Source organism: Paeniglutamicibacter sp. Y32M11 (genome assembly GCF_019285735.1).
GTDB lineage: Bacteria > Actinomycetota > Actinomycetes > Actinomycetales > Micrococcaceae > Paeniglutamicibacter.
The window spans coordinates 949,399-968,759 of record NZ_CP079107.1 but is presented as its reverse complement, the minus strand read 5'-3'; the positions used below and the strand labels follow the sequence as shown (position 1 = coordinate 968,759).

The 19,361-nt window shown below is 63.5% G+C and carries 14 protein-coding genes; 5 read left to right on the top strand and 9 right to left on the bottom strand.

All coding sequences use genetic code 11. The features are described from left to right. Positions 1-151: 151 nt before the first annotated feature. Entirely contained in the window at positions 152-694 is a 543-nt protein-coding gene (locus KUF55_RS04270) for a GNAT family N-acetyltransferase (RefSeq protein ID WP_218818098.1), read from the bottom strand. A gap of 318 nt (positions 695-1,012) precedes the next feature. On the opposite strand from KUF55_RS04270, the gene KUF55_RS04265 reads away from it, so the two are divergent. After that, positions 1,013-1,801, top strand: a complete 789-nt coding sequence (locus KUF55_RS04265) for a glucosamine-6-phosphate deaminase (protein ID WP_218818097.1) — start codon at positions 1,013-1,015, stop codon at positions 1,799-1,801. A 197-nt stretch (positions 1,802-1,998) separates the two neighbouring features. Here the strand turns inward: KUF55_RS04265 and KUF55_RS04260 are convergent, their stop codons facing one another. The 7 genes from KUF55_RS04260 to KUF55_RS04230 form a co-directional block, all read right to left on the bottom strand. Then, entirely contained in the window at positions 1,999-2,988 is a 990-nt protein-coding gene (locus tag KUF55_RS04260; protein ID WP_218818096.1) for an inositol monophosphatase family protein, read from the bottom strand. A 131-nt stretch (positions 2,989-3,119) separates the two neighbouring features. Then, positions 3,120-5,465, bottom strand: a complete 2,346-nt coding sequence (gene ligA, locus KUF55_RS04255) for an NAD-dependent DNA ligase LigA (RefSeq protein ID WP_218818095.1) — start codon at positions 5,463-5,465, stop codon at positions 3,120-3,122. Between the two features lie 88 nt (positions 5,466-5,553). Continuing rightward, entirely contained in the window at positions 5,554-6,678 is a 1,125-nt protein-coding gene (locus tag KUF55_RS04250) for a PP2C family serine/threonine-protein phosphatase (RefSeq protein ID WP_218818094.1), read from the bottom strand. Beyond that, positions 6,679-7,986 (bottom strand): adenylate/guanylate cyclase domain-containing protein, encoded by a 1,308-nt coding sequence (locus KUF55_RS04245; protein ID WP_218818093.1) that lies wholly within the window; start codon positions 7,984-7,986, stop codon positions 6,679-6,681. Between the two features lie 31 nt (positions 7,987-8,017). After that, positions 8,018-8,599, bottom strand: coding sequence for a hypothetical protein (locus KUF55_RS04240; RefSeq protein ID WP_218818092.1), 582 nt, complete (start codon positions 8,597-8,599; stop codon positions 8,018-8,020). A 238-nt stretch (positions 8,600-8,837) separates the two neighbouring features. Beyond that, positions 8,838-9,809, bottom strand: coding sequence for a biotin--[acetyl-CoA-carboxylase] ligase (locus KUF55_RS04235; protein ID WP_218818091.1), 972 nt, complete (start codon positions 9,807-9,809; stop codon positions 8,838-8,840). Positions 9,810-9,848: 39 nt separating this feature from the next. After that, a complete protein-coding gene (locus KUF55_RS04230) occupies positions 9,849-10,709 on the bottom strand; it encodes an NAD(P)-dependent oxidoreductase (RefSeq protein WP_218818090.1) in 861 nt (286 codons plus the stop codon). A gap of 195 nt (positions 10,710-10,904) precedes the next feature. On the opposite strand from KUF55_RS04230, the gene KUF55_RS04225 reads away from it, so the two are divergent. The 3 genes from KUF55_RS04225 to KUF55_RS04215 all read left to right on the top strand — a co-directional run bounded on the left by KUF55_RS04225 (position 10,905) and on the right by KUF55_RS04215 (position 14,608). After that, positions 10,905-12,518 carry an acyl-CoA carboxylase subunit beta gene (locus KUF55_RS04225; protein ID WP_132361850.1) on the top strand — a complete coding sequence of 538 codons (1,614 nt, stop codon included), beginning with the start codon at positions 10,905-10,907 and terminating at the stop codon, positions 12,516-12,518. Further along, positions 12,515-12,748 (top strand): acyl-CoA carboxylase epsilon subunit, encoded by a 234-nt coding sequence (locus KUF55_RS04220; RefSeq protein ID WP_218818089.1) that lies wholly within the window; start codon positions 12,515-12,517, stop codon positions 12,746-12,748. The genes KUF55_RS04225 and KUF55_RS04220 overlap by 4 nt, the downstream gene beginning before the upstream one ends. 192 nt (positions 12,749-12,940) lie before the next feature. Next, positions 12,941-14,608, top strand: a complete 1,668-nt coding sequence (locus KUF55_RS04215; RefSeq protein ID WP_218818088.1) for a DUF885 domain-containing protein — start codon at positions 12,941-12,943, stop codon at positions 14,606-14,608. Positions 14,609-15,088: 480 nt separating this feature from the next. On the opposite strand, the gene KUF55_RS04210 is transcribed toward KUF55_RS04215, so the two are convergent. Beyond that, positions 15,089-17,659 (bottom strand): LuxR C-terminal-related transcriptional regulator, encoded by a 2,571-nt coding sequence (locus KUF55_RS04210; RefSeq protein WP_218818087.1) that lies wholly within the window; start codon positions 17,657-17,659, stop codon positions 15,089-15,091. A gap of 233 nt (positions 17,660-17,892) precedes the next feature. Between KUF55_RS04210 and KUF55_RS04205 the strand changes: the two genes are divergently transcribed. Next, entirely contained in the window at positions 17,893-19,305 is a 1,413-nt protein-coding gene (locus KUF55_RS04205; protein ID WP_255557300.1) for a dicarboxylate/amino acid:cation symporter, read from the top strand. Positions 19,306-19,361: the final 56 nt, after the last annotated feature.

Genomic DNA, 19,361 nt, shown 5'->3' with positions numbered 1-19,361 from the left:
AATGGCCTCAACGCGGACCTCACCACCCACACTATCCACATCAGCAAGCTCACGAACTCATCATGTGGGCCGTGCTCGCCAAGGGCATACCTCAGGTACTTGATGCGCCCTTCAGACCTAGTCACCCCGACGTCTTGCATCGAGGACTGAGCTACAGCTCAAGGGTGTATACCACCAGCAGGATCTGGGTGTTCGGAACGTACCAATCTCGTTCTTGCACGCGCACGAAACCTTCGGCCTCGTAGAGTCTGCGGGCCGCGAACCATTCAACACCGGTGGTCAGCGAGACAGTATGTACATCGCGCAGCTCACGGGCACGGTCAATCACGGCCCCAAGCAGCATCCGTCCGGCACCGGATCGCTGCGCGGCGGGGTCGATGACCAACATGCGGATTTCCAGTTCACCCGCAAGAGCTATGTCGGCATACGGGTTTCCAGCCCGGACCAAGGTCACCGCCCCGATCAGCACCCCATCACGCTCGGCCACCAGGATCTCGGTGGCGGTATGTCGCTCGGCGACCCGCTGCACAAAGCGCAGATATTCATGGTCCGGATCAGCAAAGTGCCCGGCCTGCAGGTAGGCATCAACGGTGATCCGTGCAATGTGTGGGTAGTCCCTGGCCTCGGCCGGACGAATGCGCAGATTCTTGTGCGGCGCGCGGTCAGGGGTGGGGCCGGGAGTGGGGTCGGCCATCACCCTTTCAGTGTGACAGGCGGCGGCAGGTTTGCCAGCGCTTCGCGCCGCACCGCTCCTTCAAACGCATCAGCGCCCACCCCGCGCCGCAGGTTCACCGCCGCTCGTTAGATCGACGGAACTGCGTTCCCACGTCACCTAGGAAATCCGCCCGAAATGTTGGTGGAGTCCGGAGGGCGAAAGCGGCTACGCTGTGATGGATATCGCGGCGCCGTTGCCCGTTCCGTTGGCGCGTGTGGGCTGCCCTCGGTACGTGCGCGGAGAATTCCACCTTGGCGCCACTCCCCGGAATCCCTGTACACGTTTTAAGGAAAACTCATGGAAGTTTTGATCGCAGCCAACGCCGAAGAAGCCGCCACATTTGCCGCCGAAGCAGTACTGCATGGACTGGCCAGCCGGAAAACCGGCAACCCGGTTCTGGGTGTTGCCACCGGGTCCACACCCCTGGGCCTCTACAGCGAATTGGCCCAACGGGTAGCACGCGGTGAGGCAGACTTCGGTTCCACCTCCGCGTATGCGTTGGACGAATATGTCGGGCTCGAGGGCACCCACGAACAGTCCTATCGCCAGACGTTGATCAACGAGCTGTGCCACGTGATCGGCGTGAAGGAAGAAAATCTGCACACTCCCAACGGATTCGGCGACTCGGAGGAGCAGATCATCGCCCAGGCCGCGGCGTACGACGCGCAACTGACCGAGGCGGGCGTGGATGTGCAGATCTTGGGCATCGGCACCAATGGCCACATCGGTTTCAACGAGCCGGGCTCCTCGCTGGGCAGCCGCACGCGTATCAAGCGCCTGACCGCGCAGACTCGGGCAGACAACGCACGCTTCTTCGACGGCCTAGACGCCGTCCCCACCCACTCCGTCACCCAGGGCTTGGGCAGTATCTTGCAGGCCCGGCGCCTGGTGCTCATCGCTACCGGCAGCCAGAAGGCAGATGCCGTTGCCACCGCCCTGGAGGGGGCCCTTTCCGCTGCCTGCCCGGCCTCGGTGATTCAGCTGCACCCGGACGTCGTGGTGGTTTTGGATGAGGCCGCCGCGAGCAACCTGAAAAATCGTCGTTATTACGACGATGCCGCCGCCGGGCTGCAATTCGGCATCTAGCCCCCGCGCCCGGCCACCGTCGGGTGTACACCCTCTGATCTCTGCTTCTGACAGAGAGCAACAGACAAAAAACCCGTCGCGAGTGAAAATTACACACCCGCGGCGGGTTTTTCGTGCCCAGCGTGAGGCGCATCCCGCCGGCCAGCTGCTAGCAAGGAAGCTCGGTAGCTGGAGCGTTCGCCCGGTCCGGGCAGAGATTACTTTTTGGCGGGTTCTTCCGCGGGTAGTGCGTCAAAGTCGAGGTGGCCCGCGGCCTGCCATCCGGGTTCGGTCCGTGGACGAAGGACCGGAACCCCTGCCTCGGCAGCAATGAGCGCGCCGGCTGCCCAATCAAATTCCTGGGTTCCATATTCCGCGTATGCATCCAGTGTCCCGTCGGCGACCAGGCACAGGTCCAGCGCTGCGGATCCGATCCTGCGCATATTGGCGAAGTCGGGCATCAAAGCCAACAGGGTGCCAACCTGGAACTGTCGACGCTGCGCATCGTAGCCAAAGCCCGTGGCCACCAGCTTGCCGCTGGCCTCCGGATCTCCGCCGTGCAGACGCTGCGCACGGGAGGCCCTGCCCCCGCGGCGGCTGGACACACCGGATAGCTGATTCGAGTCCACCAGCCAGGCTCCCTCGCCCATCGATGCGTAGTATTCGGTGCCCAGCGCCGGCGCGTTGACCGCTCCCGCCAGCCAGGCATGGGTCCCCGCATCGATGGCCGCGCCATCGGCAGCCAACGATTCACCCGGGGTCTGCTCGGTTGCCGCAGTGCCTGCACCTGCCTCAGCGGCACCATCAAGCGGGCCAAAAACGGCCACCGACGTGGCGTAATACACGATCCCGCGGACAAAGTTTGCCGTCCCGTCCAGCGGATCGATGGACCAGCGATAGCCGGAGGGCTGTGCGGGAACGGTGCTCCCATATTCCTCGCCGGTGATCGCGTCGTTGGGGCGAGCCGCGGTGATCACCTCGCGCACGGCAATTTCCGCACGCCGATCAAAGTCGGTGACCCAGTCCCCGGCCGCGCTCTTGGTTTGCGCAACAACATTTCCGCGCCCGCGCTCGGCCAAAACCGCCGCACCCGCGGCCGCAGCTTCGCGCGCCACGGCCAGCAGTGAGCGGCGCAGTGCGGCATCGGATGATCGCGGCGCTCCGGCGGTTTCTGGCGCCGAGTGCACGTGCTTGGACGTGGTGCTCATATATTGCTCCTGAGAACTGGGTAATGATGAATTTCGGGCATCCGCGCACGGTTGACGCTGCACCAGTGAATTCTCGACGGGGAGTCATGCCGGAGTGGGGCAAGCCCACCCCTTGAGGCTACCCTGTCCGACTAAACCTCGGGGTTGGGACGTCCCGCCACGGCCTCGGGTCCACCGTTGAGCAGCAGCTCAAAGCCTTCCTCGTCAAGCACCTGCACGCCGAGCGATACGGCCTTATCTAGCTTGGATCCCGCGGCCTCCCCCGCCACCACATAGGAGGTGTTTTTGGAGACAGATCCGGCCGCCTTGCCGCCGCGAATAATGATCGCTTCCTTGGCCGCGTCGCGGCTGTAGGTTGGCAGCGTGCCGGTGACCACGATGCTCATGCCCTCCAGATGTTTCACGATGGATTCATCGCGTTCATCCTTCATGGCCACCCCGGCGGCCGCCCAGGACGCAACAATCTGCCGGTGCCAATCAACGGCGAACCACTCGATCAGGGCATCGGCGATGATCGCCCCCACACCGTCAACCTCGGCCAGTGCCTCACGAGCGCCCTCCGCCTCCAGCGCAGTGATGATGGCATCCATCGAGCCGTACTTGGTGGCCAGCGAGCGCGAGGCGGTCGGACCCACATGCCGGATGGACAATCCGACCAGCACCCGCCACAGCGGCTTATTCTTCGCCTTCTCCAGCTCCTCGAAGAGCTTTTCGGTGGTCCGGGTGGGCCCCGAAGGCTTCTTGGCGGTGGCCTTCGAGTAGAAGTATGGGACCAGTGCGAACTTCCCGGTACCCTCCCCCTTGGAACGGATTTCGCGCCAAACCTGCACATCGGCCAGCGTCTGACGCAGCGTGGAATCCGGGTTTCCGGCAGCCAAATCGAAGATAACGGCCTCGCTGCGCAGCGGACCGGGACCGGCCGGCGCGATGACACCGCCGTTTTCCTCCGGATTCTCACCCGGGCCCACGGTCAGGGCCTGCGCCGCCTCATAACCCAGCGCCTCGATGTCGAAGGCGCCTCGTCCGCCCAGGTGGGCCACGCGTTCGGTCAGCTGCACCGGGCAGGATTCGGCGTTGGCGCAACGAATGTCCACGTCGCCCTCCTTGGCCGGGGCCAGCGGAGAACCACAGGAGGGGCAGAACGTCGGCATGATAAATTCGCGTTCGCTGCCATCACGCAGCGCGAGCACGGGGCCGACGATTTCCGGGATCACGTCCCCTGCCTTGCGCAGGATCACAGTGTCCCCGATGAGCACACCCTTGGCCTTCACGACGTCCTGATTGTGCAGCGTCGCGCGCTCCACGGTGGACCCGGCCACCAGCACCGGCGCCATGATGCCAAAGGGGGTGACACGTCCGGTGCGCCCCACCTGCACCTGAATGTCGATGAGCTTGGTGTTAACCTCTTCGGGCGGGTACTTGTACGCCACCGCCCAGCGCGGCACCCGCGAGGTAAAACCGAGGTTGCGCTGGATCTCAAAGGCATCGGTTTTCACCACGATGCCGTCGATCTCGTGGAGCAAATTGTGGCGGTTTTCCCCGTTCTCGGCGATGAATCCGAGCACCTCATCGAGCGTGTCGACCACGCGCGAGTAGGGTGAGACCGGAAGTCCCCAGGAAGCCATGAGCGCGTAGGTTTCCGACTGCGTCGCCGCGGAAATGCCCGCGCGCACCCCGAAGCCATGGACAAACATCTGCAACGGGCGCTTGGCGGTCTCCGCGGGGTCCTTCTGCCGGATGGAGCCGGCTGCGGCGTTGCGTGGGTTGGCAAGCGGTGCCTTGCCGGCCTCGATGAGTGCCGCGTTGTAGGCGGCGAAGTCGGCCGAGGGGATGAAGATCTCCCCGCGGACTTCCACCTCTTCGGGCCAGTTGTCCCCTTCCAGCTGCGTGGGGATCGTCTTGATGGTGAGCACGTTGTGGGTGACGTCCTCCCCGGTAGTGCCGTCCCCGCGGGTGGCGGCGCGCACCAGCTTGCCGTCGCGGTAGAGCAGGTTCACCGCCAGCCCGTCGATCTTGACCTCGCAGAGCCATTTCAGCTCGTGCCCGGCGGCGCGCAGCGCGGCATTGGCCGCGGTCTTCTGTCCCCAGGCGGTGACCTCTTCCAGTGAGAACACGTCCTCCAGGGAGTACATGCGCGAGAGGTGCACCACCGGGGCAAAGGCGGCGGAGACCTCACCGCCGACCTCCTGGGTCGGTGAATCATTGGCGACGAGCTCGGGGTGGCGCGCCTCCAAGAGTTCCAGGCGCGAATAGAGCGTATCGAACTCGGCATCGGAAATCAGCGGGGCGTCATCGTTGTAGTAGGCGGCGCGATGCATCCGCACCTGATCAACCAGCTGCTGGTATTCGGTGCGCAGGGTTTCGTCGGGGATAACCGCCGCCGCGTCGAGCGCTGCGGCCGCGGTGGCGTCCTGCTGCTCGATCGGGAGGGTGGTGGACTGGCTCTGCTCTGACTGCGGGGTCGGCTCTGGGTGCATCACTCCTCCATTTTGCCCCACGTGCACCGCGAGCGGGGGCCTTGTGCACGTAGTGGTTGTCGGTGTGTTGCGCACAGTGCCCGATGACTCAGGAGCTCGGGGCCTCGACATCCACGATCAGCACCGAAATATTATCCCGTCCACCGCTGGCCAGTGCCGCGTCAATGAGCGCGCTCAACGCCTTGGAGCGCTCCGGATGGCTCAGCAGGATCTGTTCGATGACCGCCGGTTCCACCTCGCCGGTGAGCCCATCGGTGCACAACAGATAGCGATCCCCGGGACGCGGAGCATGGAATTGGGTGTCTGGCACCGAGTTCCCTCCGGCGCCAAGCGCCCGGGTGATGAGGTTGCGCTGCGGGTGGATCATGGCCTCGGCCTCGGTGATAACTCCGGCGTCGATGAGCTCCTGGACGGCCGAATGGTCCCGGGTCAGTTGGCTCAGGACTCCGTCGCGCAGCCGGTAGCCACGCGAGTCCCCGACGTTCAGCAGCATCAGGCGCATCTGATCAGCCGCCGGATCTCCGTCGACCGCCGCTGGGATGGGGTTCGGTTGTTCCAGCAACCTCTCGGACGCGGCCCGATAGCGTGGCAGGACATCGGTGGTGGGCTCCGGATCGTGCAACGGACGCCGCGTGGCGGCGTCGGGCGCATCCCCGGCGGCCTCGTCGGGCGCCACCTCGTCGGGCGCCACCTCGGGGACGTCCCGCAGGTAGCGGGCGGTGCCCGGTGGCGGCAGCGGGAGGCGCAGCGCCGTGGTGGTAGCGGGGGGCTCGCTGCCGTGGCTCTTGATCACCGGAAGCTGGCTGGTCAGCGGGTGTGTTGCGGGCCACGCGCCGCCATTGTCTTCCAGACCGACGAGGACCAGGGCACACAGCGTGGTGCCGCCGCGGGCACCGATGGCTTCACGAATTCGGTCATCGGCCTGGGTGACGGCATCAAGCACGTCTTGGGCGTGGGGAAGCAATACGGCCGACTGCTGCTCGGTGGGCGTACTGTCCCCCGGTGCTACATCGGTTCCGGGGAATGCCGCGGCGAGCTCGTTCAGGGCGGCGATGCCCAACCGGGAGGCAAGATCCCCCGCCTCATGCCCACCCATGCCATCGGCCACGGCAAACACGGTTTCGGTCACCAGCACGGCGTCCTCGTTGACGGCGCGACGCAAACCGATGTCGGTTGCCCCGCCTGCGTGTACCTGCCCGAATCCGAAACGCATTTAGTCCAGCACCAGCCCCGAGCCGGTACCCGGTGCCAACCGCACCGGGGTGACATCGCCAAAGCCGCGCACCGCAGTGACTTCCTGGGGTTCAAGCACAAACCGATCGTCCCCGGCCAGTGTGGAGGCGGTGAGCTCATCGGTGAGCACCGTGCCGGGTTCGGCCAGTGAGGTCAGTCGAGCGGCCAGGTTCACCGTCGGACCATAAATATCACCCAACCGGGAGAGCACCCGGCCCCAGACCAGCGCGACGCGAGTGTTGGGCAACAGCTCATCTGCGGCAAACTCCTTGGACATGGCCAGCGAGATCTGGGCGCCGGCCTGTGGCGTCTCGGCCACAAAAAGGACCTCATCACCGATGGTTTTGACCAGTCGGCCACCACCGATGGAGATGATTTCCGCGCACTTGGATTCAAAGCGCTGCACCAGCTGAGCCAGTGTGCGTTCGTTCATCCGGCGCGAGAGTGAGGTGTAGGAGACCAAATCGGCGAAGCCCACCGCGCGGGCCAACGGCAGCGGTGCATCGTCTTCGGAGCCATCGCGGCCCTCGGCGGATGCTGCAAGGCCGGTTTCCGCGCGAACCACCAGCCGGTGGACTGCCGCGTTGAGTTGCCGGCGCCACGAGTAGACCAACAGTTCTTCGAGCGGGTTAATGATGTCCGGCAGAAGATTCACCAGATTGCGGCGGGCCTCGGGGTCGCTCATCTTCTGGTTCTGCACCATGTCTTCAACCAGGGCTTCGACCTGCCAGACCACCATGCGGTCGGTCATCTGGCCCACCGATCGGGTCAGCGAAATCGCTGTTTCCTCGGTCAGGGTGCCCTCGCGGACCATGTTCAGGATGGACTTCAGGGCGTCCTGGTCAACGGTGGTGAAGAAGACCTCTTCATCGCCCAGGTTGGGGAAGCCCAGGGCACGCCAGATCTTACGCGCGGAGAGCAACGAGACGCCCGCCCCGGCAGCCATTTCGCGTCGGCGCATGGTGCGCTCCGCGCCCAGCAGCCGTCGTTCCAGATCGTGAACCCCGTCACGGGCGGAACCGGGGGTGGTGCGGTCAACCTGTTCGGGGCGCCTCATGGCCTCGGCCAGATCTGCGATGGGGTCGGCGAGCGCCGGCTCAAGTTCGGTCTCGTGGCCGGCATCGGGCTCCGGCGTGGACTCACCGTGTCCGGGGTTGGGTGTTTCAGCTTCGGAACCCGGTGCCTCAAAGGGATCGGTGGGGAGGCGCTGTTGCTGGGCACGGGCCGCGTCGCGGGCGGCGGTGGGCGCTGCGGGTTGAGTCCCCGACGTCGTCGACCCCTCACTCATGCTCGGTCCATCCTCTTTGTTCTGGGAAATCTCATGGGTCCTGCTGCTCGTTGTGCGCGATTCTGCCCGGCGGGTGATCAACACGTTCTTCCATGTTTACACCATCGGACTCGGTCATGCGCGGCAATGCGGTGATCGCACCGATGCAGAGTTCGCGCATGCGAGCAACGGCCGGGACGTGGGTGATGTTCACGTGGTATTCCCCCAGCACGACGCGCAGCGTACCCGGAGCCAGTGCTGGCGCGTTGGACCTTGCCACTGCAACAATATCGTGAATTGCGTACAACCCCACTGATTGTTGCCCGGCGGCCTTGCGGCCATGCTTGGTCACGATGCGTTCGGTGGTCAGGTAGATGTAACTATTTGCCCAGCGGATCAGTGGCCGCAGGCACCAGACCACCAGCAGAACGCCGAAGGCCACGGCCAGCAGGGCCAGGAAAAGTGCGCGGGATTCTTCCACCCACGCCACCAGGTCATCGCGCAGCAGCAGACCCAGCAGGTACGCCGATCCGGCCAGCAGCAAGGTCACCAAGAAAAGCGGCCCACGCAAGACTCGTGGGTGCGCCCTTGTCTTGACGATGACGCGTTCGCGTTTCTCCAGTGTCAGCTTCACGTCCCGGCTCCCTCATTTCACACACCGGTTGTGCGTGCCGGTCTTGCTGCGCCTTACTTCTTCAATTCTAAAGCCACCGCACCCACGTTTTGCCAGAACCCCTGATTGCCGCCGCGGGCCCAGGATCCAGTTGTCTCGGCCGGCACCGAAGGCTCGGCCGGCAGCAGCGCTACCAGCGGTCGATTTTTGGCTGATCTGTGGCGGGGCGCTCGCCTGCATGCTGGTGGCGCACCGGTGGCTACGCGTAGGACCCGTCGCTGCGGCGCAGGTGCTGAATGTCTCCGGCCAACACGTGGTGTTCCGCGTTGTCCATGGTGCGCAGCAGCAGTGATCCATCGGCATCCAGCTCAACCGCTCGGCCGCGCAGCACCGTACCGTCGGGCAGGAAGGCGTCGACCTGTTGCCCGAGGCTCACCATCACCTCACTGACCAGTTCGCGCAGGGTCAGTTGCCGTTCCGGGTAGCCGCCGGGCGCGCTCGTGCCATACCGAACCGCAACGTTGGCATTGCCGCTGACCCGTTCAAAACTTCGGTACAGGTGGGCCACGCGGCGCAGGTAACCGCCCAACAGCAGCGTCCGGTCAAGGGTCTTCGCCCCCAACGTGGCCAGGCTGGCGGCGGTGGGAACCGGCAGCTCCGCCGCGGTGGTGCTCACATTAAGTCCCGCACCGACCACCACCACCGGCCCCTGTTCGGTCATCACCAGCTGGGCGAGCACACCACAGACCTTCTTGCCCTCGGCCACCACATCGTTGGGCCATTTCAGCCCGGCGTCCAACCCCGCATCTTCGCGCAGCGTATGCACCATGGCCACGGCGCACAGCATCGAGAGCCAGGGCAGTCCCTTCTGCTCGAAGCTCGGTGCGGTGCGGAAAACGATGCTGCTGGCCAGCGAACTGCGCGCCGGGCTCTCCCAACCGCGCCCCAGCCGACCATGTCCGGCGCGCTGATGTTCGGTGGTTTCAACACTCAAGTTCGCCGGTAGTGCGGCCTTGATGCGTGCGGCCAGGTCATCGTTGGTCGACCCGGTCTGCTCGCTGATCCACAGCTCCCCCATCCGAGTTTCCGCCATCATCTGGCGCAGCCGCGCCGGTTCCAGCGCCGCTCGCTGCAGGGGGGCAGCATCGGTGGGCGCGGTCACTTCGGCGCTCGAGGGCTCCTTGTTCACGGCGGTGAGCGAGGGGTCCTCGGCGTTTTCTTCGATGTCCATGTCTTAAACACTAACGACTCGGACTGCGCGCCGCAGTGCTTAGAGGAAGATGTCAGGGATCAGGGCCGCTTCCGGTGCGCCCATGCTGTACCCGGAGAGGTCCTTCACCCCGGCCTGGGCCAATACCTGCTCATCGGTAAAGAAGTTCCCGCTGCAGCGCCGCGCGTCGGACGTGAGAATCAGCTGCGCGGCATCGGCAACGATGGTGGCCGAACGCGCGGCCTTGACCATCCGGTCACCACCTGGCATGTTGCGGATCGCGGCGGTATCAATCAGCGTGGCCGGCCACAGCGAGTTCACACCGATACCGGTGTCGCGTAATTCTTCGGCCAGCCCCAGGGTAGTCATCGACATCCCGTACTTCGCCATGGTGTAGGCCAGGTGCTTGCCGGCCCACTGCGGATCAAGATTCAGCGGCGGCGAGAGCGTGAGGATATGTCCGTTGTTACTGGCCCGCAGGTGCGGCAGGGCGGTTTTGGAGAGCAGGAAGGTACCGCGGACATTGATGTCCATCATCAGGTCGTAGCGCTTCATCGATACGTCATCGGTTCTGGAGAGGTCGATGGCCGAGGCGTTGTTGACCACCACGTCGATCCCGCCAAAGTGCTCGACGGTTTGGGCGACGGCGGAAATGACATCCTGATCGTTGCGCACGTCCCCCACGATGGCCAGTGACTGCCCACCGGCGGCGGTGATCTCCGCGGCGGCGCTGAATACGGTCCCGGCAAGGTTCGCCTGCGCGGTGGCGGTCTTGGCCATGATGGCCACGTTGGCGCCTTCGGCCGCGGCCCGCAAGGCGATGGCCAAGCCGATCCCGCGGCTACCTCCGCTCATGAGGATGGTTTTGCCCTTCAGGGGCTTGGCATTGGCGGTAATGACGGCGCGGTTGGATTCACTCATGTGAGCCACATTACGTGAGCCATCGCCACTTAAGCTACTGGTGAGTAACTTGTTTTATGGACGACTCGTCCCTCAACACGGAATGATTTTGTAGCTTTCCTACACATAATTCGTCCCTGAGCCTCACTAGACTGGCCAAGGTGGCATTGTTGTTGTGCCTTTCCTACTATTTATCTACTTCAAGGGAGCCATGGGATGACCCAGAGCCGCATCGCCGACACCACGGATTCGATCGACCTGTCGACCACGGCCGGCAAGATCGCCGAGTTCCGTCGCCGCGAGGCGGCCGCCCAGGCACCCTCGGGCACCGAGGCCATCGAGAAGCAGCACGCTCGGGGCAAGCACACGGCCCGCGAACGCATCGATATGCTCCTTGACGAGGGCTCCTTCATCGAATTTGATGCCCTGGCCGTGCACCGCAGCACCGCCTTCGGGATGGAGAAAAAGCGCCCCCTGGGTGATGGCCTGGTCTCGGGCTACGGCACCGTCGATTCACGCCCCGTCGCCGTCTACGCCCAGGATTTCACCGTGTACGGCGGCTCGCTCTCCCAAGTCAACGGCGAGAAGATCGTGAAAGTCCAGGAATTTGCGCTGCGCAACGGCTGCCCCGTCGTCGGCATCCTCGATGGAGGCGGCGCCCGCATTCAGGAGGGCGTCGCCTCGCTGGCGATGTTCGCCGATATTTTCCGCAACAACGTTCATGCCTCGGGAGTGGTCCCACAGATCTCGCTGATCATGGGCCCGAGCGCCGGCGGCGCCGCCTACTCCCCCGCCCTGACCGACTACGTGATCATGGTGGATAAGACCAGCCACATGTTCATCACCGGCCCCGACGTGATCAAGACCGTCACCGGCGAAGACGTGGACATGGAAACCCTCGGCGGTGCCCGCCAGCACAACGCCAACACCGGTACCGCCACCTACCTGGCCACCGATGAATCCGACGCGATCGAATTCTGCAAGGAACTGCTGGAGTTTTTGCCCTCCAACAACATCTCCGACGCCCCGCGCGTGGAGTTCGACGAAGAGCTGGAGCTGACGGCCGAGGACCTGGAGCTCGATACGCTCATTCCGGATTCGGCCAACCAGCCCTATGACATGCGCAAGGTCATTGAGCACATCGTTGATGACGGCATCTTCCTAGAAATGCAGTCGCTCTACGCGCCGAATGTGATGATTGGCTACGCCCGCGTTGAGGGCTCCACCATCGGCATCGTCGCCAACCAGCCGATGCAGTTTGCCGGCACGCTAGATATCAATGCCAGCGAAAAGGCAGCACGCTTTGTTCGCAATTGCGACGCCTTCAACATTCCGATCCTCACCCTGGTGGATGTCCCGGGCTTCCTGCCGGGCAAGGACCAGGAATTTGCTGGCATCATCCGCCGCGGCGCCAAGCTGTTGTACGCCTACGCCGAGGCCACCGTGCCGAAGCTGACGGTCATCACCCGCAAGGCCTACGGCGGAGCCTACATCGTGATGGGCTCCAAGAAGCTGGGCGCCGACATCAACCTGGCCTGGCCCACCGCGCAGATCGGCGTCATGGGAGCCCAGGGCGCGGTCAACATTCTTTACCGCCGCGACCTTGCCGCAGTTGCGGCCGAGGGTGGCGACGTGGAGGCACGACGCACGGCCATCATCGAAGGCTACGAGGCCGAACTGCTTAATCCGTACCAGGCAGCCGAGCTGGGCTACGTTGACGCGGTCATCGCCCCGGCAGAAACTCGTCGGCAGATTGTGCTGGGCCTGCGGGCCACCAAGGATAAGCACGCCGCCTTGCCAGCCAAGAAGCACGGGAACATGCCGCTGTGAGTACTCCTGTGACGTCCACGGCCGCTACCGAGGCACCGGTGGGCATTTCGATTACCGCCGGCCAGCCGACCGCCGAGGAGATCGCCGTGCTCACTGCGGTTTTTTCCGCCCTGGCCGGACATGGCGCCATTAACACCGCCCCGGCCGAAACCGAAACACGCGGTGGACGCATCCGCCGACGCCGCGAACTTTCCGGCCATTCGTTGCCTTGGAAGGTCGGACGGAGCTAAGACCGCTTACCCCACGGGGCGCTCGTTGATGGGCAGTGTGCGTGAAACGGAAGTGTGCATCCGCTTACCCCACGCTGCCCTAGCTGTCTCACCGCTAACCCACGCCTCCTCGAAACAGGCAGAAGTGCCATCCGGGAAAAAGACTTCCGTAAAATACTCAACAACACTTTCAGAAACGCATAGGCTGTTGGCATGACCAACACCACACCCGCTCGCACCCCAAGCGCCATCGACGCCGTCGCCAATGCCTACTTCGCCACGTTGCTTGAGCTCGTCCCCGAATTTGCCACCGAGTTAGGCCTGCCGGGTCGTGAGGCCGAATACTCCGACTATTCTCCCGAGGGCATCGAGGCTCAAACTCAGGCTGCCCGCGAAGCACTGGCCGCCCTGGCATCGTTGGAGCCGGTTGACGCGGTGGACGAAATTACCCTCGACGCCATGAAGGAGCGTCTGGGTTTGGACCTTGAGATCGCCGCGACGCAGCGAACCGAGCTGAACAACATCGCCTCCACCGCCCAGTCGCTGCGCGCCATCTTCGATTTGATGCCTCAGGAAACCGCCACCGACTACGGTTTCATCGCCGAGCGGATGCACAACCTGCCCGCCGCCATGGCCGGTTATATCGCCGCGCTGCGCGATTCGGCAGCCAAGGGTCAGTACTCGGCCGCCCGCCAGGTGAAGATCGTGATCACCCAAGCACGTGACTACGCCAAATCCGGCGGGTTCTTTGAAACGCTGGCCACCTCGGGTGCCGCGGTGGCCCCCGAGCTCACCGAGCGCTTAGCCTCCGGCGCGGAAGCCTGCAACGCCGCCTACCGACTGTTGGCCTCGGTATTGGAAGATGAGCTGCTCCCCGCCTCCCCCACCAAGGATGCCGTGGGACGCGAATACTACGCACTGATGTCCCGTCGCTTCCTGGGTGCAGCCGTCGATCTGGAGGAGACCTACGCGTGGGGCGTGGAAGAACTTGACTCCATCATCAAGGAGCAGCAACGCGTCGCCGAACAAATTTCATCCGGCGCCAGCATCGAAGAAGCCAAAATCATCCTGAACCAGGATCCCGCCCGCCAGCTGGCAGGCACCGATGCACTGCAGCGCTGGATGCAACAGAAGTCCGATGAGGCACTGGCCGCACTGGCCGGCACGCACTTCGACATCCCGGCTCCCATGGACAAGATCCAGTGCATGATCGCCCCGACTCAGGAGGGCGGCATTTACTACACCGGCCCGTCGGAGGACTTTAGCCGTCCCGGACGCATGTGGTGGTCGGTTCCCGAGGGCGAGGATCAGTTCACCACCTGGGCCGAGCTCACCACCGTTTATCACGAGGGTGTTCCGGGCCATCACCTGCAGGTAGCCACCGCCGTCATGGCCCGCAATACGCTTAATGACTGGCGCCGGAACGCCTGCTGGGTTTCGGGTCACGGCGAAGGCTGGGCACTGTATGCCGAACGCCTGATGCGGGATTTGGGCTTCCTCTCAGACCCGGGTGACTACCTGGGCATGCTTGATGCCCAGCGCATGCGTGCCGCGCGGGTGGTCTTCGACATCGGCGTTCACCTCGAATTGGAAATCCCCGCAGCTTGGGGTTCAGGGACCTGGGATAGCGAAAGCGGCTTCGACTTCCTGGCGAAAAATCTGGACATCTCCGCCGGGCAGTTGGAGTTTGAATTCACGCGCTACCTGGGTTGGCCGGGTCAGGCCCCCGCCTACAAGGTTGGGCAGCGACTCTGGGAGCAGATCCGCGATGAACGTGCTGCGAGCGCGGGTTCCGAGTTTGATCTCAAGGCGTTCCACACCCAGGCGCTGGGCGTCGGTTCGGTGGGACTTGACACCCTGAAGCGGGCATTGCTGGGCTAATCGCGCATCGTTAGCTGGCGCTGGGTCCCGAACCATTTTGGGACCCGGCGCTCGGTGCACACGTCACCACGGAGCCCCGCTCGGCGTGCAACATTCGCCCGATGCTGACGCATTTCTCCACCAGCTTGAATACTGAACGGTGGACGCTTTCCTGATGCCCCGCACAGAGGGTGAACGCGAGGGTGAATCCACCTAATCCCCCGAATATCACAACGAATTACGTGCAATAGTTGGGATTGTCACCACGAATTACGTTGAAGCGACCACGATCCAGTTCAGCGGATAACTCCACTTCACGTACGAAGGCGCTAGACGCCGGACCGTTCGGATGACGGTATGGATGCAATGCTTGGGGGCTGCATCGATGCGTGGGGGGGATTATTCCGAGTCGCACCATGGTGGAAATCCAATCCCCAGCTCTGCGGTACTGACCGCCCGAATCCTCGCCTAATCCGAAAAAACGGCCACGTCCGGGCGGAACTAATCCAGCCCTTCGATGTCTTTGCTGGGCACCAGGCCCTGCACCCGCGCCGCGTCTAGCGCCGCCGTCCGATCCGAGACTCCGAGCTTGCGATAGATGCTGCGCAGCTGACTCTTGACCGTATTGACCGACACAAACTGGCGCTCCGCGATCGCAGCAGTACTCCCGCTCTCCACCAGCTCAGCCAGGACCGCAAGCTCCCGCGCGGTTAACTGCGTTCTACCTAACCCACCGGGAATATTAGCAACAGTATTGGGATCAATGATCAGCTCGACTTGCATCGTTCTGGCCTCGGAAAGAATTCGCTCTAGGTCCGGGGCGGGCAAGAGGTTCAGTGCACTACCCAAGCCATATTCCTTGCTCAGGGCGACGACCATGCGCATGGCCCCACCAATGGCAAAACGGTTGTTTTGCTGCAGACTCGCCGCCAGAACCAGAACTGCTTGATCAAAGCGTGCCCGCGGCTGCATGGGCATCCCCACGGCGGTGCATAACCGCAGGACCTCGGCGGCATCACCCTGAGCCAGGCGAACCCTACCTTGCAGGAGCAGCCGGGCCGAGGCCCCCGTCGATTTTGTCGTGGCCTTTAAGGCGTTGGTGGGGTCACCCACCGCCAAACTTAACAGGCTCGAGGCAGCGGCGAGCAATTGCTTCCCGGACTTCTGCGCCACCGGTTGCTCGCGCTCACGAGCCAAATAACCCTGCATGCGCACCAGCGAGTCGGTGGGTTCGCCGTTGACCACGGCCAGCATGGTCTCGGCCCAGCGAATGACGGGCCAGAATTCATTGTTGTGCTGATCGATGCGCAATAACTCCAGCCACTGGGCGGCATCCTCGAAACGCTGCGACTCCAGGGCGCACAGGAAGGAGGCTGCCCTAAACGGACTAGCGAAGTACGGGTTCGCCGACGTGCTAGCCCAATGCTCGGGCGCCGCCTCGGCTAACATCTCCGTGGCCCGATGAATATCCCCGTTCAGGGCATGAAAAAACGCCTGAACCGTGGCGGCGAAATGATCATTACCCGCGCGGTTTTGGCGCACATCGGCGGCAACTCCCAATTCGGCGGCGACGGCAGCTTCCTCGTCAATACCACCGGAATACAGCCCCAGCGCCAGTTGAATCAAGAGAGCACCCTCAAAGGGGCCGATGGCATCGCGTTGACCCGGTGTCATCTCCAGATACAGAGCAATGCCATTGCGTGCACAGCGCACCGAGGCATCACCCACGCCGCTCAGGCGCATGGCAGCGGATTCGACCATGATCAGCACTAGCCGGTCAGGCGGTGGTGCCTTGCGGGCCACCGTACGCGCCCCGGCAGCGGCCAGCGCCAACAATTCCACCGTCTTGAGTTTGAACTTGCCCGTGGCGCTGTAGGCGACAGCCAGGCAGATGGCCAGCAAGGGGTAACGGGCCAACACGGTGCGTGGCAAGTCATCAAGGAGCGCCGCGCCACGGGTACCAAGCTCCCCATCAACATATTCATCCGCATGCATGCGCAACACATCGGAGGCCAGCTGGTGATTCGGTGCTGTCAAGGCATGGCGCAGGGCCCGGAATGCTGATCCGTGCAGCATTTCGAACCGCGCACATATCTCATGTAGCTCGCGCAATCGAGGCGCATCTTTGGCCAGATAGGAACCGAGCAGGACACGGCGCAGCACCGGGTGCAGGCAGTATTCCTCCTCCGGGTTGCGCGACGAGCGGTAGATCATGCCACGGGCTTCTAAATCCGCCAGCCACGTCGCTGGATCCCCGTCGCGCCGCTGCACCAGCGTGGGCAGCAACGCCAGTGGCACCGTGGTGGGCACCGCGAGCAGACTCAGGAATTCGAGCTGCCCGGGGGCAAAAACCTCCTGCTCCAGCTGCCTTTTCAGATCACGGTCAACCGCCCCATGTACTGCAGCTAAGAATTCTGTCTCCTCGCCGCTCAGCTCCCGCACAGTCGCCGAAGCCCCTTGTAAGGGGGAAGCTTGTTTAGCCGATGTGGATCTTCCGGGCGCCGATGCCGGCGCACGCATGGTTTCTGCTCGAAGTTTGGCCATGCGCAGCAACTGCGGGGTACCAGCGAGTTCCTTGGAAAGCCGCGGCGCCAAGTGCTCCAAGGCCGTGCCGGCAAGATAACTGGCGGTTTCTTCCTCGGTGAAGCAGAACTGATGCGGTGGAACGACGGAAATGCTGATCGGAAGCATCGTCCGCTGACGTTCCAGTTGAAGATATTCACAGCTCACCAGGACCACACGACGATTCGGATTCTTCCGGAGCAATTCCTGAATCTGGGCCGAAAGCTGCTGTTCATGTACGGAGCTAAACCCCGAGAGCACCACCAGGTGTGAATCGGGATCCGATGAGGCCGTGTACAGAGGCTCGAGGGAGTCTAGGATCGAAGGCTCCACGGTGTCGCATTCAATCCAGCTCCACAGTGTGGCGTCCGGATCGCGGCGGGATAACCAGTCGCGCACCGCAACACGTTTGCCAGATCCGCGGGCGCCTCGAACGATCACGATGGAGGAGGTGACGGCATCATCAAGCAAGGCATCAAGCCGCGGCCGGGACAGAGTGTCCCGCTTCATTCCCCACGGCATCCACTACCCCATTTCGAGTACCACCGACATCTGCCTGCCAGCCGCGAAGTTAGTTGATGCCTAAACTTCACGGTGTGGTGGAAAGCCCAGCTTAACACCGCCGGGCTTGGCTATGTAACTCGTCACAGAAACCGCCCTTTGGCGTCGATTTGACGGCTTCTGCGTAACATTGCTCAATGTTGACTGTCCTTTGGTATGGACCGCCGCCTAACTTTCTTTAGGTGACTACCACCGAGAAGACGCCCACGCGGCGCATCCCCAGCTGGGCGACCGCGTTCGGCCCGCAAATCATCATCGCCCTGATCCTGGGACTGGGACTAGGTCTGCTGGCCAAGTACACCGGCCACACCGAGGACACCAAAACCGGTCTGGGCATCACGCTGGAAACCCTTGGCACGAGCTACATCTCACTGCTCAAGGCCGCGGTCATCCCGCTAATCTTCTTCGCTGTTGTCGCCTCGATCGCGAACCTGGCCAAGGTCACCAATGCGGCACGCCTGGCCTGGCAGACGATCCTGTGGTTCGCCATCACCTCGGCCATTTCCGTGGTCATCGGCATGGTGCTGGGCACCGTGCTGCGCCCGGGAGCCGGAACCGGACAAAGCGCCCCTCCCGCATACGAGGGACGCACCGGTGACTGGTGGTCCTTCCTCATCGGACTGATCCCCTCGAACTTCTTGGGCTTGGGCGCCACCAACAAGGTTTCCGAAACCGGTGACATCAGCACCGCGCTGAGCTTCAACGTGCTCCAGGTTTTGGTCATCGCGATCACCGTGGGAGTCGCGGCCCTGAAGGTCGGCGATGCGGCGCGTCCGTTCCTGGACTTCTCCGCCGCCATTCTCGCGGTCATCCAGAAGGTCCTGTGGTGGATCATCCGTCTGGCCCCGCTGGGCACCGTGGGTTTGATCGGTAACGCCGTGGCCACCTACGGCTGGGACACCATCGGTGCCCTGGGCAAATTCACCGTGGCGATCTACATCGGTCTGGCTCTGGTGCTCTTTGTGCTCTACCCGGTGCTGGTTCGTGCCCATGGCCTGAGCATCAAGGCGTACTTCTCCGGTGTCTGGCCGGCGGTGCAGCTGGCCTTTGTCTCCCGTTCCTCCATCGGCACGTTGCCGCTGACCCAGCGCGTGACCGAGCGCAACCTTGGTGTACCGGCCGGCTACGCCTCCTTCGCCGTACCGCTGGGCGCCACCACCAAGATGGATGGCTGCGCCGCCATTTACCCGGCGATCTCCGCGATCTTCGTGGCCCAGTTCTTCGGCATCAACCTGGGTTTGACCGACTACCTGTTGATCGCCCTGGTTTCGGTGCTGGGTTCGGCGGCTACCGCCGGAACCACCGGAGCGGTGGTCATGCTGACCTTGACGCTGTCCACCCTCGGCCTGCCGCTGGAAGGTGTTGGACTGCTCCTGGCCGTCGATCCGATCCTGGACATGGGCCGTACCGCGGTGAACGTTGCAGGTCAGGCATTGGTACCCACCATTGTGGCCAAGCGCGAAGGGATTCTCGACGAGGCCCTTTACAACGCACCACGTCAGGGCGATCCGTTTAGCGACGAATTCAAGCAGAGCCACAGCCCGGTAGTCACCGACGATCTCACCTCGGCGAAGGAGCCCGCACAACTCTCCTAGTTCCGCCGGTGCCGCGCGTTATCGCGACACCACCGGAACCGAGCTTTAGCTCGGAG

Bases quoted from the DNA above. Each gene is read 5' to 3' on its own strand.
- KUF55_RS04210 (WP_218818087.1), bottom strand. From the start codon at position 17,659: ATGAAGCGGGACACTCTGTCCCGGCCGCGGCTTGATGCCTTGCTTGAT.
- ligA (WP_218818095.1), bottom strand. From the start codon at position 5,465: ATGCACCCAGAGCCGACCCCGCAGTCAGAGCAGAGCCAGTCCACCACC.
- KUF55_RS04270 (WP_218818098.1), bottom strand. From the start codon at position 694: ATGGCCGACCCCACTCCCGGCCCCACCCCTGACCGCGCGCCGCACAAG.
- KUF55_RS04215 (WP_218818088.1), top strand. From the start codon at position 12,941: ATGACCAACACCACACCCGCTCGCACCCCAAGCGCCATCGACGCCGTC.
- KUF55_RS04230 (WP_218818090.1), bottom strand. From the start codon at position 10,709: ATGAGTGAATCCAACCGCGCCGTCATTACCGCCAATGCCAAGCCCCTG.
- KUF55_RS04250 (WP_218818094.1), bottom strand. From the start codon at position 6,678: ATGCGTTTCGGATTCGGGCAGGTACACGCAGGCGGGGCAACCGACATC.
- KUF55_RS04235 (WP_218818091.1), bottom strand. From the start codon at position 9,809: ATGGACATCGAAGAAAACGCCGAGGACCCCTCGCTCACCGCCGTGAAC.
- KUF55_RS04225 (WP_132361850.1), top strand. From the start codon at position 10,905: ATGACCCAGAGCCGCATCGCCGACACCACGGATTCGATCGACCTGTCG.
- KUF55_RS04265 (WP_218818097.1), top strand. From the start codon at position 1,013: ATGGAAGTTTTGATCGCAGCCAACGCCGAAGAAGCCGCCACATTTGCC.
- KUF55_RS04245 (WP_218818093.1), bottom strand. From the start codon at position 7,986: ATGAGTGAGGGGTCGACGACGTCGGGGACTCAACCCGCAGCGCCCACC.
- KUF55_RS04260 (WP_218818096.1), bottom strand. From the start codon at position 2,988: ATGAGCACCACGTCCAAGCACGTGCACTCGGCGCCAGAAACCGCCGGA.